Annotated in this window: 9 protein-coding genes; 1 reads left to right on the top strand and 8 read right to left on the bottom strand. The window is 55.3% G+C overall.

The window, feature by feature from the left end:
- The first annotated feature begins 47 nt into the window (after window positions 1–47).
- Window positions 48–1,235 carry an AGE family epimerase/isomerase gene (locus tag AU182_RS12785; protein WP_066965829.1) on the top strand — a complete coding sequence of 396 codons (1,188 nt, stop codon included), beginning with the start codon at window positions 48–50 and terminating at the stop codon, window positions 1,233–1,235.
- Between the two features lie 43 nt (window positions 1,236–1,278).
- On the opposite strand, the gene AU182_RS12790 is transcribed toward AU182_RS12785, so the two are convergent.
- The 8 genes from AU182_RS12790 to AU182_RS12825 all read right to left on the bottom strand — a co-directional run bounded on the left by AU182_RS12790 (window position 1,279) and on the right by AU182_RS12825 (window position 14,426).
- A complete protein-coding gene (locus AU182_RS12790; RefSeq protein WP_066965832.1) occupies window positions 1,279–2,778 on the bottom strand; it encodes a hypothetical protein in 1,500 nt (499 codons plus the stop codon).
- Between the two features lie 59 nt (window positions 2,779–2,837).
- The gene (locus AU182_RS12795; RefSeq protein ID WP_153039224.1) at window positions 2,838–4,478 is read right to left on the bottom strand and encodes a sulfatase/phosphatase domain-containing protein; all 1,641 of its coding nucleotides are present in this window, start codon (window positions 4,476–4,478) and stop codon (window positions 2,838–2,840) included.
- Window positions 4,479–4,630: 152 nt separating this feature from the next.
- On the bottom strand, window positions 4,631–6,040 hold the full coding sequence (locus AU182_RS12800) for a sulfatase (RefSeq protein ID WP_066965838.1): 1,410 nt from the start codon (window positions 6,038–6,040) through the stop codon (window positions 4,631–4,633).
- A 75-nt stretch (window positions 6,041–6,115) separates the two neighbouring features.
- Complete coding sequence (locus AU182_RS12805) at window positions 6,116–7,057, bottom strand: nucleoside hydrolase (RefSeq protein WP_066965841.1); 942 nt, start codon at window positions 7,055–7,057, stop codon at window positions 6,116–6,118.
- A gap of 17 nt (window positions 7,058–7,074) precedes the next feature.
- Entirely contained in the window at window positions 7,075–8,883 is a 1,809-nt protein-coding gene (locus AU182_RS12810; protein ID WP_227718253.1) for a CRTAC1 family protein, read from the bottom strand.
- Window positions 8,822–12,550 (bottom strand): FG-GAP-like repeat-containing protein, encoded by a 3,729-nt coding sequence (locus AU182_RS16795; RefSeq protein ID WP_227718254.1) that lies wholly within the window; start codon window positions 12,548–12,550, stop codon window positions 8,822–8,824. Before AU182_RS16795 ends, AU182_RS12810 begins: the two co-directional genes overlap by 62 nt.
- A gap of 68 nt (window positions 12,551–12,618) precedes the next feature.
- Window positions 12,619–13,641 carry a cupin-like domain-containing protein gene (locus AU182_RS12820; RefSeq protein WP_193754343.1) on the bottom strand — a complete coding sequence of 341 codons (1,023 nt, stop codon included), beginning with the start codon at window positions 13,639–13,641 and terminating at the stop codon, window positions 12,619–12,621.
- A gap of 17 nt (window positions 13,642–13,658) precedes the next feature.
- Window positions 13,659–14,426 carry a SapC family protein gene (locus tag AU182_RS12825; RefSeq protein WP_066965850.1) on the bottom strand — a complete coding sequence of 256 codons (768 nt, stop codon included), beginning with the start codon at window positions 14,424–14,426 and terminating at the stop codon, window positions 13,659–13,661.
- Between the last annotated feature and the right edge of the window lie 8 nt (window positions 14,427–14,434).

Consider the following 14,434-nt stretch of genomic DNA (forward strand, 5'->3'; position numbering starts at 1 on the left):
TGTAACTAACACTTTTTGATCATCAAAAAACGATAAGAAGAAGCCCCGTGAACGCCACCAACGCCTCTCGCTACCTTACGTCCCCCTCCCTTGCCGCCCGGGCCGAACGCCTCACGTCGTGGCTTGCCCAGCACGCCCTGCCCCTGTGGGCCTCGCGCGGTATAAACCCGGCGAATGGTGCGCACTATGAGCGACTGCTCGCGGACGGGACTGCCGATAAATTGAGCCAAGTGCGGATGCGGGTGCAGGCACGTCAGGCCTTTGTGTTCGCCGCGGCGGCCGAGTTTGGGTGGTGGGCGCAGGGGGAGACGATTGCCCGCGGCATACTCGGTTTTCTTGAGTCAGAGGGCCAGAATCAGGCCGTAGGTGGGGGTTATGTACGCACGTTTGACCACAACTTTCGCGTCCTGGACACCTCCCAGGACCTGTACGACCACGCATTTATTCTGCTCGCAAACGCCTGGTACTTCCGCCTGAACCAGGATTCAGCGGCACTAAAACGGGCCGACGCCCTGATCCAACACCTGGACCGACGCTTCGGGTCCGTGCGCGGCGGTTGGATAGAAGGCGACTACGAAACCGACTACCGCCGCCAAAACCCCCATATGCACATGCTCGAGGCATGCCTCGCCCTGTATGACGCGGGCGCTGGAGCACACTGGCTGGCACGTGCGGGCGAACTGGTCTCGCTGTTCCAGACCCGGCTCTACGACGCCGACAGGCAAGTGCTGTTTGAGTATTTCCAGCACGACTGGAAATTACGCGGCGACCGTCTCGGGGACATCGTAGAGCCCGGACATATGATGGAGTGGGTCTGGCTGCTCGACTGGTACGGACGACGTACGGGCCGCTCCATGCAGCAATGGACAACGCCTCTCTACGACCACGGCCTCGCACTGGGGCGCGATGCCACCGGGCTACTGTACGACGCCGTTTCCGCGGAAGGGAAAATTCTCGATGGGAAAAAGCGCTGCTGGGTGGTAACCGAACTCATCAAGGCCAGCCTGGTGCAGGCGCGTAATGGCGACCCAAAGGCAGAGGCCATCGCTGTAGAAGCGATCGACAACCTGTTCGAATGGTACCTGTGTGCGCCTACACCAGGCGCACACATTGAACATCTAGACACCGACAACTGCATCTTCAATGCCACAGCACCCGCCACCACGCTGTATCATATTGTGATGGCGGCCATTGAGCTACATCAGCACTGCAAGCGGTCTACGACTCACGCCTGAAATTTGGTTTTCAGAAAAATGTCCCCACGAGGAGCCACAATTCTTAACCTTTGTCAGTTTCAGACTCATCGGCAGTATCCTCTTGGCCTATAAGTTGTCGAAGATACTCATTCGCACGATCCCGATCCTCTTCCGAGTGACTCCACACCGAAACTATCTCTAGATAGGGCTTTGCCAAGTCAATCTGGCGTAACTCGGCAACATAAAAACCAATCTCGCGATTAAGGCTCAAGCTTCTCGGAGAATGTTCATATGCTGCCATCATTGTTTGCACCGCAGAGAGATGCTCACCGGCTAGCTTGTATGCTTCCCATAGCCACCGATAGCCGCTTAGGTAACCGGGATCCTCATCAATTGACAACTTCGCGTATTGTATGGCTGACCGGTAGTGCTCATCGCTCCAACCTCCTTTCTCAACTTCCACGCCTAGTAAGTCTAAGTGCAGGTGCGATAGCAATTCCGCTGTTTCAGCACCCATCCATTCGTCAGCCTCAATGTCGTCAAATAGCTGATGGGCTACTGAAAAATCTTCTTGATGGCCACTCAAAATTGCCGATTGAACCTTCAAATTTAGAGGCAGATCTTCAACTGAACCCAACTCTGTGATCAGCTCCCTTGCAAGATCCTCCTTCCCCCGAGCGAAAGCCTGCTCAACTAAAAGAGAGGCGACATCGTCGTCGCTCAAGCTTGACCGCTCTATGCCGTTTGTATAGGGAGATACTTTGTAGCGAAATGCGTACACGTCATCTTTCCGATACCGCCTCAACTCCTTTTGCATTTCCTCGAGTGTACGGCCAAAGTACTTCGAAAACCCCTCAACGGGATTCTCACCACGAGATACCGCATTTAGATATTCGCGAGTATTGCGCAAGTAATCCGGATTCCCGGCATATTTACCCATTTGCAAGTAATGGGTAAGCAGCCAGGAAGTGGCATAGAAGTTGTTTTGATAAAGTGGATCCGAACGATCTTCCGGCTCGAGCAACTGAACAATGTCCAACGGACGAAAACCGGGCACCGACCATGAATACCGGATTCGAATAGGCACATTGCCAATGCGCACATAATCCTTCCGCACTTCAGCCGAAGATAGAAGCTCTGCAAAACCCTCCGAATACCAGCGAGGGTAGCGCAACATACTGCGCTCTCTCATCAAGTGATGCGTGTACTCATGGAACATCAACTCAGAAACCTCTGCATTATTGCCCACGTCGCGCGCAAAAATTACAGGGCCATCTATAGTCGAGTAAAAAAAACCAGACACGTTACGTTTTTTTCCAAACCTCTGAAAAAAATTCGAGTCATCAAAGTAAAAAATGCGAAGCCTTTCATTCTCCTTAAAGTCGCCAATTCCAGTGAAGCGTAGCGCTGCCACTCGGAACCGTTCAGTATTCTGAATCATTTCCTCAACCTCACTTTGTGAGGCATCTGAGTAGACCGTAAAATTATCGGACTTATATCTAAACCAGTCGCCAGCTCCAGCCAGCGGAGCGAAACCTACCGATAGTATGGGAAACCACAAAAACAACAGAAAACGTTTCATACTCACTCCAAAATTTCACACCGTCCGAATACAAAACAACAAGTTCATTAAAAATAAATTTATCGCTTCCGTTTGGCCTCGACACTATCGTCGACCTGCCGGAACCAGTCCGGTGCATCTGCATCGCCAGTCAATTCGATAAAGTGACGATCAAGCTCAGTCGAATCTCCCACCTGTGCTCTCAACCGTTCCAGTCTGGCCCGCAGTCTTTTCAGCTCTTCTGCATACTCTGGACGGTCTATCACATTGTGCTGCTCCGAGGGGTCTCGCTTCAGATCGTAGAGCTCCCACTCGTCGACGTCGTGGTAAAAGTGAATCAGCTTGTAGTCTTTGGTGGCCATCGCGTAGTGTCGCTTGACCATATGCACCGCGGGATATTCGTAGTAGTGGTAGTAAACTGCATCGCGCCCTAGTTCTGACTCGGGGTTCTGAAGAATCTCTAGCAGGCTCAGCCCCTGCATATCGCCGGGCACTTCGGCACCGGCCGCGTTCAGGATGGTGGGCGCAAAATCCAGGTTTTGCACCAGTTCATCCGAGACATTCCCTGCGGGTACTTTTGCGGGCCACCGCACCAACAGTGGCACATGGAAGGATTCGCGATACGCAAACCGTTTGTCGAACCACCCGTTTTCACCCAGATAGAACCCGTTGTCCGAGGTATACATCACCAGAGTATTTTCACTCAGGCCGGTCGCGTCCAGGTAATCCAGCAAGCGCCCGACGTTGTCATCCAGAGATGAGATGGTAGCCAGGTAGTCCTGCATATAGCGCTGGTACTTCCATCGGATTTTCTCTTCATCGGTCATGCGCGGCCAGTTGGTACGAAAATCTTCATTGATCTTCTTTAATGTCGGCATGTAGGCCGCACGCTGCTCAGGCGTTACCCTGCGATTGAACGGCTCCTCAAACCCCCAGCTGGAGGGTGGAATGGGCGGCTCTACCGATTCCATGGCCGCGTACGTCTCTGGGAAAATTTTGGAATCATGGGAATAGCGCATGTCCCGCAGCAGCGACATCTCGGCAGTCTGTGCTGCCGTTCCGCGCCCGCGGTTATCACTCAGCAAGGTCTCCGGGTAGGGGAACTCTTTTTCGTAAAATTCAGCAAACTTGTCTGCCCGCGGCCACCAGGGACGATGCGGCGCTTTGTGCAGATACGCGAGGAAAAACGGTTTACTGGAGTCCCGCTGCTCGAGCCAATGCAGCGTCTCGTCCGTTATGATATCGGTGACGTAGCCCTGTTTACGTACCGTCCCCTGCGGGGTAACAAAGTCCGGGTTAATGTAGTCGCCCTGCCCCGGAAGAATCATGAACTCATCAACGCCCTTCGGGTTGTTACCAAAGTGCAACTTGCCAAACATGGCCGTGGCGTAACCCGCCTGCTTCAGCAACTGGGGGAATGTGGTCTGCGAGTCATCGAAGGGAGCATTGTTATCGATTTTGCCATTCAGGTGACTGTGCTTTCCCGTCAGGATCGTCGCCCTTGATGGGGCGCAAATAGAATTGGTGACGCTGGCATTATCAAAACGAACACCTTCCTCGGCGAGACGATCAATATTCGGGGTTTCGATCAGCTCCGACCCGTAGGCACTGACCGCCTGATAGGCGTGATCATCCGACATAATAAAGATGATGTTGGGCTTTCCCTGTACCCGCTGCCCTTCTTCCGCCCCCGGTGTGGCATTGCCGTTCAGCGCGCACATTCCAAGCGCCAGCAATACTGAATAACGTAATAATTTGCGACTTAACATAGTGATGGCCCACCAAAATTTCTCAAAAAAAAGGCCAACTCAACACCCTGCATTGAGCGGCCTAACGAGAGAAGACGTTCGAAAACTTACTTACCGAATAACCCTCAGTTGGAGGCCTGTTCGATCAATTTGTCCGTGAGGGCACTCAGCATTGCCAATGTCTCGCGATGCTCCGGCATACTTGCCAGGTTTTGCGCCTCCAGCGGATCCTGCTTCAGGTCATACAGCTCCTGATAGCCCGGATGCTGCGGGTAACGCAGGTATTTGTACTGCTCTGTGCGAACACCCTCGGTTTTTGGAATCCAGTCGGTATTCATCAGGTGCTCACCGAGGAACTCGGTGCGCCAGCCGGACAGTTTTCCGTCCATCAGAGGGCGTACACTTTCCCCCTGCATCAATTCAGGGACATCGATACCCGCCAACTCGAGAATGGTCGGCGCCACGTCGATATTCAGCACCATTTTGTCGACATCCATGCCCTTGCGGCGAGGATCGTAGACGAAGAAAGGCACCCGGATGCTGTTTTCATACAGCAGCCATTTTCCTGCCAGCTGACGCTCGCCCAGGAAGTAACCGTTGTCGCCCATAAACATAATGATGGTATTGTCGGCGACACCGGCCTTTTCAAGTTCGCGTACTATTTTGCCCACTTCCCGATCCAGGCCACTGATCATGCGATAGTAGCCTTTGACCATTTCCTGGTATTTCTGTGGGGTATCGAAGCGCCAGTACCAGCGGTCCTTACTGATGCTGTTCTTGACCCACTCTGGCTGCGCATCGAAGTATGCGTCATCCGCCAGTGGTGGCTCCGGTATCGTGACATCCTCATACAGGAAGGCTAAATCTCGTGGATAGACAAACTGATTGGGGTCGTGATCGTCCGCGTGTGGAGCATGAAAGCTCACGGAAAGATTGAACGGCTTACCAGACGCCGCGCTTTCGCGGATAAACTGGGCACTCAGGTCACCAATACGGGCCGTGGTGTGCTCATGGCGATGGGTTTTCAGGTTCAGTTCGTAGTAACGTCCGGCCTCGGTTTCTTCTCCCGGACGTTTGTAGAAATCGAACAGCGTTTTGTCCAATTCGTCCTCGAATTGCATCCCGAACTTGCCCACAAACCCGATCTGATACCCGGCATCTTTCAGCAGCTTCGGATAGCTGTTGTCGATAAATTCTTTCGCCAGCGGCGGCTCGTTGAATGTGAAGCCGTGCTTTCGCTCATACAGGCCCGTCATAATGGACGCACGGCTGGCAGCGCAGATGGAGGTTGTCACGAAGGCATTGTTAAAGCGCGTGCCCTGCTCCGCAAGGGAATCAATATTCGGGGTCTGGATATTTTCGTTGCCCGCATAACCCACCGCATCCCAGCGCTGGTCATCGGTGAGAATAAAAACGATGTTGGGCTTTGCATCGCCCGACGCCGATTGCTTTGGCTCCGCCACATCCATGGCCAGTGCAGATGTCGCACTTCCCAGTATCCCCAGGATTCCGGCAAATTTCGCAAGTACGTTCATTATTGCTTTACCTGTTTACTTGATTTTGTCGTTTTGTATGGCAAGTCTGGTTGGCACCCCAGTAGGGGCGCCATATCAGTTATCGGACAGGTTCACGGGTGACACCGGCCATTGCTTGGCCACCGTCGCAAAGAAATCCCCTTTCATCGCCTCTGCATCAATATGACTGTAAAACCAGACCTCGCGCTCCCCCAATAGCTGGGGCGTAACTAATTTCCTTTCCCGGGCCAATGCCGGATTCAACACGGCGTATACCAGAGCAAGATCCCAGATGACTCTGCGCGCTTTCAGCGGATCAACATGTCGCTGCCAACGATCCACCAGAAAATCAGCGAGCGGATGACGGCCAGCCAGTGCATTGTCCACGCTCTGATAGTCCATGGTGAGGTCCGCTGCCACATTCAGCGGCATCACATGCAGCTCCACCGAGCTCTCGAACACCTTGAACAGCGCCTGGATGTCCATCATGCAGTTGAAATCGTCAATGCGATGCTTGCCACTGACCGGATCCAACTGCGACCCGAGCCAGTGCACGACGATGCGATCGGAAATAGCCGGGTCAATCAACAATGCGGAAGCGACGTTCGTCAGCGACCCCAACGCCAATACCTGTAATTTTTCCCCGGCCGGCGTGGCTTTGGCCTGCCGGATAATCTGGTAGGCCGCCGCAGAATGCTGAGCCTGGTCGCCCCAGTCGTACAGTCGGCTTTTACCGCCGCGGAATGTCGGCACGTCGGACTGCAGATGCGCAAGGATCATTTGGTTGAGGCGATGGCTTTCCTCCATTGACTCTGGGATTGTCCAGTGACTTGCCTGCCACTGGGCGGCGGTCACCGCTAACAGATCCCACTCTTGGGCAACCGCGGCGCGGGTGACGGCGAACAGATCATCCACTTCGTTTGCGGTATCTGCATCGACAATCACACGCAGCGGAGCAGCATTTACTGCCAGTGGCAGCACAGCGCAAAGTGCCAGCACAGCAAAAAATTTATTGATTACCCTGTTATGAACTTTCATTGCGGTACGCAGTCCCTTCACTCTTGAATAACCAGCCGTTGATTCACTTCGCCGACATCAACCGTTTGCTCTCTGCCGTCTGGCCATCGAACTTTCAGCTTGGCAACCACTGTCGCGCTCCCCAAACCGAAGTGCAGAATCGTGGGATTTTGACTGGTAAAGTTGGAGCCCATTTGCACTTCACGCATCTGCGTGATTCCGTTTGCCGTTAGATAAACCCTTGCGCCAGCGGCCTGCGAATTTTCACTCTTACCTTGTAATCGGACCTGCAGGTAATTACCCGCTTCTGCACCGCCGTCATTGCGATACAGGGTCACCGAATTGGACTCCATATCATTCGCGACAACCAACAGGTCAATATCGCCATCACTGTCAGAATCAAAACAGACCACGGCTCTGCCTTGTTTGACTTCGCGCAAGCCGAGTTCCACCGCCCGCTCTGTGTACCGGCCATCACCCAATGCTACAAATGCTCGATTGGCGGATGCAGCATCTTCTACGGAGCTAGCGTCTTCGTCGCCTGCGTCGGGATTTTCCTGTCCAGCGGCTTCGTACCAGCCACTGGTGTGAAAAATATCCAGGTGACCATCGCTGTTCAGGTCCGCCGCACAAGCGCCCCAGCCCCAACCGCCATTTTCGACGCGCGCATAAAACGTGTCGTCGCTAAAATTTCCACTGTGATTATGGTAGAGGCGATTCCCGATATTGGTTACGGCATAATCGTTGAACTCGTACACACTGGTGACAAACCAATCGAGGTCGCCGTCGTTATCCAGGTCGCCTATCGCACTGCCCATACCGAATTCATCGGTTAACTGGCCGTTGGTCGCATCGGTAAAGCGCCCCAGGCCATCATTCAGGAAATACTTTGATGTGCCGAAATCGCCCACCATCGCAAGGTCGGGCCAACCATCGTTGTTGAGGTCGGCAAAGGTCGGGGTGAAGCTATAGTCCCGCTCCCCTTCTATACCCGAAACGCCTTCACTCAATACCTGATCGGCGATACCACTCTCTCGACTCACGTCTTCGAAGGTGCCGTCACCATTGCCGTGAAACAGGGTTTCTGTCTCACTGGAAAACGGATTGCCCCAATGGCTGAGTGCAATATCCAAGTGACCATCAAGGTCATAATCGCCGAAGGCGGCCGACACCGTATTCAGTGCCTTTGTCCGCAAGCCAGACGCGATGCTTTGGTCCGTAAATGTGCCATCACCACGGTTAACAAACAGGTAGTTACCATCACCCTCAAGGCCACCCACAAACAGGTCGATCCATCCATCACCGTTTACGTCCGCAAAGGTGGGCCCGCTCCCGCGGTGATTGTGCAACTGCACACCGGCCTCGGCCGCGATCTCCTCAAAGCGGTTGTCCCCAAGGTTGCGAAACAGCTTGGATGGGACTTGATTACCGGAGTCGATATAGAGATCGAGCCAGCCGTCCCCATCAACATCACCGACCGCAATACCGCCACCAAAGAACTCGGCCTGCGTCACCTCCGAATTATCGGTTGCACCGTTTATGCTCCATTGGTGCACCAATCCGGTCTCTGAACCCAGTCGAACGAACTGCCAGCTGCCTTCTTCATTCCCCTCCTCGGATTCCGGCTCGGGATCCGCAGGAGGCGTGGTGGGTGGCGGCGACACTTCTGGCTCTGGCGCACGCTCGGCCGAGCTGTCACCACCGCCGCCGCATCCGGCAGAGAGCACGACCACTGCAGTCAATGCAAATAGCCTGGTGCTGCGCAGCACTGCGGGATGACGCCTTTTACTGGCCATGGCTGAAGTAGCCTGCGGCTTTTTCAAATGCGCGCTTGCCGATTTTCTCACCGATAATCCGCCCGGGAATGTCATCCACCGGCGGGTGGATACCGCCCCAAATACGTGACAGGCTGCACTGGTCCGATGCGTCACGATACGTGGCCCACTGCAGGACGACGTCACTCTCTGGTCCTTCCTCGAACACCAGGAATTCGTTCGCCGGCGCGCGGTAATCGCTCATGCCACCGGGGAAGTACGGGCTGCCGGTCAACAGGGTCAACATCTCGGCTGCGGCGCGGGAATACGTGGAGTGCCCGGAGATGTAACCGGCAAAAGGCGGGCTCACGAACGTCGGGCGCTGATAAGGCCACCAATTCTCTGCCAGTATCCAGTCAACACCGGCCATATCGGTTGCAGGATCGGAGATATAGTCGGGACCACGCCAGGACTTGAGCTTGATTTTGCCCACATGCTCATTGCCTGCCCCCGCCAGAGGGTCACCCTCCTGCACAATTTCGGAGAAGCCGGGACGCAGCGGAATTCCATACTGGTGATAGTTACTCAGCGTTGTGTCGCTGCTCTGCCCCAGGTCCGCCATCAACCGGATCGCCGATACCGGTCGCAGGTAGTCGTAGTAACCCTTGATGCCCCAGGCTGAAATTGCGGCGTCATGCATGGTGCCGCCGAGCGCAAAATACGCTTTCACGTCCCACTCCAGCGGGCCGATCAGCTCGCCCTCTCCCTGGAAACGGCGCTCAAATTCCGGGTGATCGAAGATATCGTTCATCAGCACAAACCAGTGCCCCGGCGGCGTCTCGGAGTCCGGGCCGTCTGCCCAGAATTCCGCAAGTACCCGCGCGTAATCCGCGCGTTTCACCATTTGAGGTGCGTAGGGCTCGCCGGTAACGGGGTTCACATCGTAACCCCGGCTGGCATCACCGCCATTTTCGAACTGATAGAACTGCTCGTATTCCGCAACCGTTGCCGCAGCCGGAAACGCCGGGTTATTACCGATACTGCGAGGGGAAATATCAATCAATACATCATCGGCGGGATCCAGATGCGCTGACCAGGCCGCAACCAGGGCGAAGTTCCACTGGTAGAAATCGGATGTCGAGGTGCCCAGCAGCGGCGGCTTGCCCGGATCGAAATACACTTTATAGGTATCACCGGCACGGGTCTGAATGGACGCATCACCATCCGTCAGCGAGAACGGCAATACATTGCCCCACTCCGGGCTCAAGAAAGGCGGTGTATCGCTCACCAGGTTGCCAGACTGGTCGATCGATTCACTCAGGGAGATGGGCTGCCAACTGTTCCAGTCGCTGTTGGCAATGGCATTGGGGTTACCGGGTTTTTCCGGCTCGATAATGCCGTTGATGTGATCATAAAACAGGTTGGCATAGCTGCCCTGCTCGTTTGCGCCATCCTGGAGACCGTACTGTATGTAACAGTCGGCCACATGATTACCAAGCGCCGCGGCACCGTAGGTGCGGTAGTCTTTGGCAACAAACTGCGGGTCCAATCCCAATGACTCCATCAGCTCATCCGCCAGCGCCATGGTGTGCGCTTTACCCGGTGAACGGAAGAAGCGATGCTCAATTATCCGGTACGCAGCATAGGACACAGCGGTTTGCTGCGCAGGCAAGGAGCGAGGAATATTGTGGGCATCAAGCGCACAGCTAAACTGGTTAAGGGTTTGGCCGAGAAGATAGTGCTGCGCGCCGGCGTCACTGAGTTCTGCCCATGCATCGTACATGGCCGCAGAAATGTGGAACAGGTTGCGCGCATGCACGGTGGGGCGGGCGAAGTCGTTGCGCACGCCCTCCAGCAGAACCTCGCTCCACTGACGGGCCACTGATGGCGCCACGTCTTTTGCATCAACGCCGACACCCGGCGTTGCCAGCGGCGGCTCTGCGGGAGAATCGTCAGGCGAGGGGTCTTCCCCTTCCACGGGCTGCCATTCCTCTGCAGGCACCATGCAGTGATCACCTGCCAACGGCACCTCGTCTCCGGCTGGCGAAATGCGCAGGCACTGATTGGCCGGGAAGTTGCCGATTTGTTCTTCGGAGCCATCTGGCCAGCGGACGCGCAGGACATCGACGCTATCTGCGTCACCCAGCCCGAAATACAACGTCTGAGGATTCTGGCTGGTGAAGTTGCTACCGATGTGCACTTCCCGCATTTGCGTCATACCACCGGCGGTCACATAGACACGAGCGCCAACGGCTTCGGTGTTATTCACCGCCGTGCGTAGAGACACACTGAGGTGATTGCCGACTTCGTTGCCACCGACATTTTCATAAAGAATGAAGCTGTTGCCTTGCGAGTCGTTATTGACGACCAGTAGATCAATATCGCCGTCGTTGTCAGCGTCAAAACAGGTTACCGCACGCCCCTGCCCTGTATCCGTAATACCGCGCAACTCAGCCTCTTCCGCAAAAACACCGCTGCCATCGTTGATATAGAGCTTGCTCGGGTCGACGTGATAGTCCTGATTCTCCGGATCATACTGCGCGGCCTCATACCATCCATTGGTATGGAAAATATCCAGCGCACCATCATTATTGAAATCTGCAAAACAGGCGGCCCAGCCCCAGCCACCATCTTCAACCCGCGCAGCAAACGTCACATCATCGAAATAGCCACCGCCATTCTGATACAGGCGGTTGCCTATTTTGGCGATGCCGAAGTCAGAGGTTTCGAAAATAGATGTAACAAACCAGTCGAGATCGCCATCATTGTCGTAGTCTGCAACGGCGCTACCCATACCGAACTCGTCGGATAACTGGCCAGCCGTCGCATCCATCAGGCGACCGGTTCCGTCATTGATAAAATACTTACTGGTAGCGAAGTCACCAACCATGGCCAAATCTGGCCAGCCGTCATTATTGAAGTCAGCAAATGTCGGGGTGAACGAGTAGTCTTTCACACCAGCGACGCCGGTTGCGTCCGTGGTGTGCAACTGCGCAGCGATCCCCGTAGACTCGCTGGCGTCAGAGAAATAGCCACTGCCATTGCCCAGCCAGATGGTTTCAGTCTCCGGCTTAACCTCGTTGCCCCAGTGGGCAACCGCCAAATCCAGGAAACCGTCACCATTGAGATCACCAAAAGCCGCCGATACGGTGTTGGGGGCCGCCATGGTCAAGCCGGAGGAGTTGGTTGCATCCAGAAATGTGCCATCGCCATTGTTGATGAACAGACGATTGCCATCGCCAGCGATGCCGCCCACAAACAGGTCCAACCAGCCATCCCCGTTTACATCAGCGAACGTGGGACCACTACCTCGATGGTTTTCCAGTTTTACCCCTGCCGCGGCCGCAACTTCTTCAAAGCGGTTGCCACCCAGGTTGCGGAACAATTTGCTGGGCTCGCGATTGCCGGAATCGATGAAGATATCGATCAAGCCGTCATTGTCGTAGTCACCCACGGCAATACCGCCAGAGAAGAGTTCGGGTTCGCTTTCAGGATTTGATTCGCTCGCCCCAACAATGCCCCACTGGTGGGAGAGGCCGGTGGAGGCAGTGATATCCCGAAAACTCCATGCACCTTGGGAATCACCATCATTACCACCGTCTGGCGGTGTCGTCGTTGGTGGGGGGGTTATGGTCGGTTCATCGCTACCCCCTCCGGAGCCACCACCACAGGCAGACAAGGCAATCGCTACCGCAAATAGTGCGCTTATTGAACCTACACGCCGCTGTGCAGGCAAAGTACCTGCGACATTTTGGTTCATTTGTTTTTCGCTCATCACTAAGGATATTTTTTTCATTGTTATTATCCACGGCCGGCAAGGCCGACTTACTAGCAGTTCAGTTGATTCAAGAGTATCGAGCGCAATCGCCGCGCCTCGCGTTCGCAAAAAGGCCCCAACCGGCCAAGGGCCGGCTGGGGAATATGGTCATAACGACCGTCCTGCGAGGTGAAAACATAGTGCTCAAAAAGAGATCTCCACGCGGCCCGCTCTGCCTCCGGCAGCTGGCGGATGCTCAGCATCGCGTGGGTCAGTGCATCCATCGGGTCACCGCAATACGCCGGGGTGCTGCGCCACCAGTAGTTGACCATGCCGTTGAACGGCGCGAGCCCCTCAACCTGATGCCACCACATGCTCGGAAGAAACAGTGCGTCTCCCGGCTCTAGCTCGATGACTCGCTTGTGCGCCTGTGCATCCGCGAAGCGCGGAAAGCGATCAAAATCGGGATTATGGATGTCGACGACGCTAACAGGCTGCCCTGCGGGGGTGTTATCCAGTGGGCCGATATACAGGTTTTCAGCCTGCTCGGGAGGAAACAGCGTGAAACGACGCTTGCCCGCGACGCAGCAGGCGATGTTATGCATCGCATCAAAATGACAGGCAATCAGAGAGGGGCTTCCCAGCCAGGCTTGAACCAGGGGAGTATCCACGCCATCGATTTGCACCACGTTTTCTTGCATAACCGCCGGCACGAAGCTCGGTAAGTGCATCGATGGGATAAAAATGGAGTCCGCCTCGGGATCACGGGCAGAAGCACTTAACCGCGCGAAAAAACCGGCGAGCGTATCTCCCTGCTTGGTGAAATTAAAACTCCGGAAGTCGTCCCGGTAAAAATAGCGGCCCCGCTCTTTAGCGGGAGCGCTGTAGGTCATGACCGGGCGATCGTTGTAAGTAGACAAGAGGTAATCGGCAAACGCCTGTTGCCCCTCGGCCCCGCGCGCCACGAGCTTCCAGTGCGACACCAGATTACGCAGCACAACGGGTTCGCTGCTGGCAATGACCGCAGCACTGACCTGGCCTTTAGCGCCATAGCAGTCGATTTCCTTGACCGGTAGCGCGGAGCTCTGCTCCACGGCGACGGCACCCCCCATCACGCGCTTGCGACCTCTGATTCGCGCACAGCCGCGGCCAACTGTGTCTCCTTACGCCGCACCAGTTTTTGCACATTCCCGAGGGAGGCGAGCAATGCATAAATGGCCGAGAGATAGCCGCCGCGATGCAGCTGACCGAGGGTTTCGTCCGGCAGCGCCATAAAGCGCTCGCGGCTTACGGTGAAATAGCCTTCGAGCTTGTAGTTGCTTCCATCGCTCAGCCCAATATCCAGCGCCACCGCCTCCAGCAGCCCCAATTCCGACAGCACTTGCGTGAAGGCACCGGTCATACCGATGCCCTCATCCAGCGCCTGTAGCCGCTTCTGAACCTGCTCGAGATAGGGGGAATTGCCACCGAAGTCCAGAAACAATGGCTGACCTTCGCTGGTGTTTACCCGGGGGTCATCCAGGTCAATGTGCACTACCGCTTTGCGCACGGGACCCGAGGGAGTGAACTCCTCCTGACTGCCGATCAGAAAGGGCCCCTTGGCAATCATCAAAGGTACGACGCTGGCATCCCAGCGACCGGGGGCGCTTGCATCGAGGAAGAGATTTTCATCGGCGGAAAAGCCAAACAGGGCAACACACTGATATTGGCCGGCATCGCTGCCGCGCGCGATTAACAGGGGATACTCGCACTGGAGCTGCTCAAACTCTGAGGGGAACACGACAGTGCGCCCGACCTTATGACCAAACGCCTCGCCATACTGCTCAGAAACCTTGAGCTCTGCGTGGTCGACGTTATTCAACAATACCGTGTTCGCCATTTTTCTCA

This window comes from Microbulbifer sp. Q7 (assembly GCF_001639145.1).
Taxonomy (GTDB): Bacteria; Pseudomonadota; Gammaproteobacteria; order Pseudomonadales; family Cellvibrionaceae; genus Microbulbifer.

Coding starts and splice junctions, on each gene's coding strand:
- AU182_RS12790 (WP_066965832.1), bottom strand. CDS start 2,778: ATGAAACGTTTTCTGTTGTTTTTGTGGTTTCCCATACTATCGGTAGGT.
- AU182_RS12795 (WP_153039224.1), bottom strand. CDS start 4,478: ATGTGCGCGCTGAACGGCAATGCCACACCGGGGGCGGAAGAAGGGCAG.
- AU182_RS12800 (WP_066965838.1), bottom strand. CDS start 6,040: ATGAACGTACTTGCGAAATTTGCCGGAATCCTGGGGATACTGGGAAGT.
- AU182_RS12805 (WP_066965841.1), bottom strand. CDS start 7,057: ATGAAAGTTCATAACAGGGTAATCAATAAATTTTTTGCTGTGCTGGCA.
- AU182_RS16795 (WP_227718254.1), bottom strand. CDS start 12,550: ATGAACCAAAATGTCGCAGGTACTTTGCCTGCACAGCGGCGTGTAGGT.
- AU182_RS12825 (WP_066965850.1), bottom strand. CDS start 14,426: ATGGCGAACACGGTATTGTTGAATAACGTCGACCACGCAGAGCTCAAG.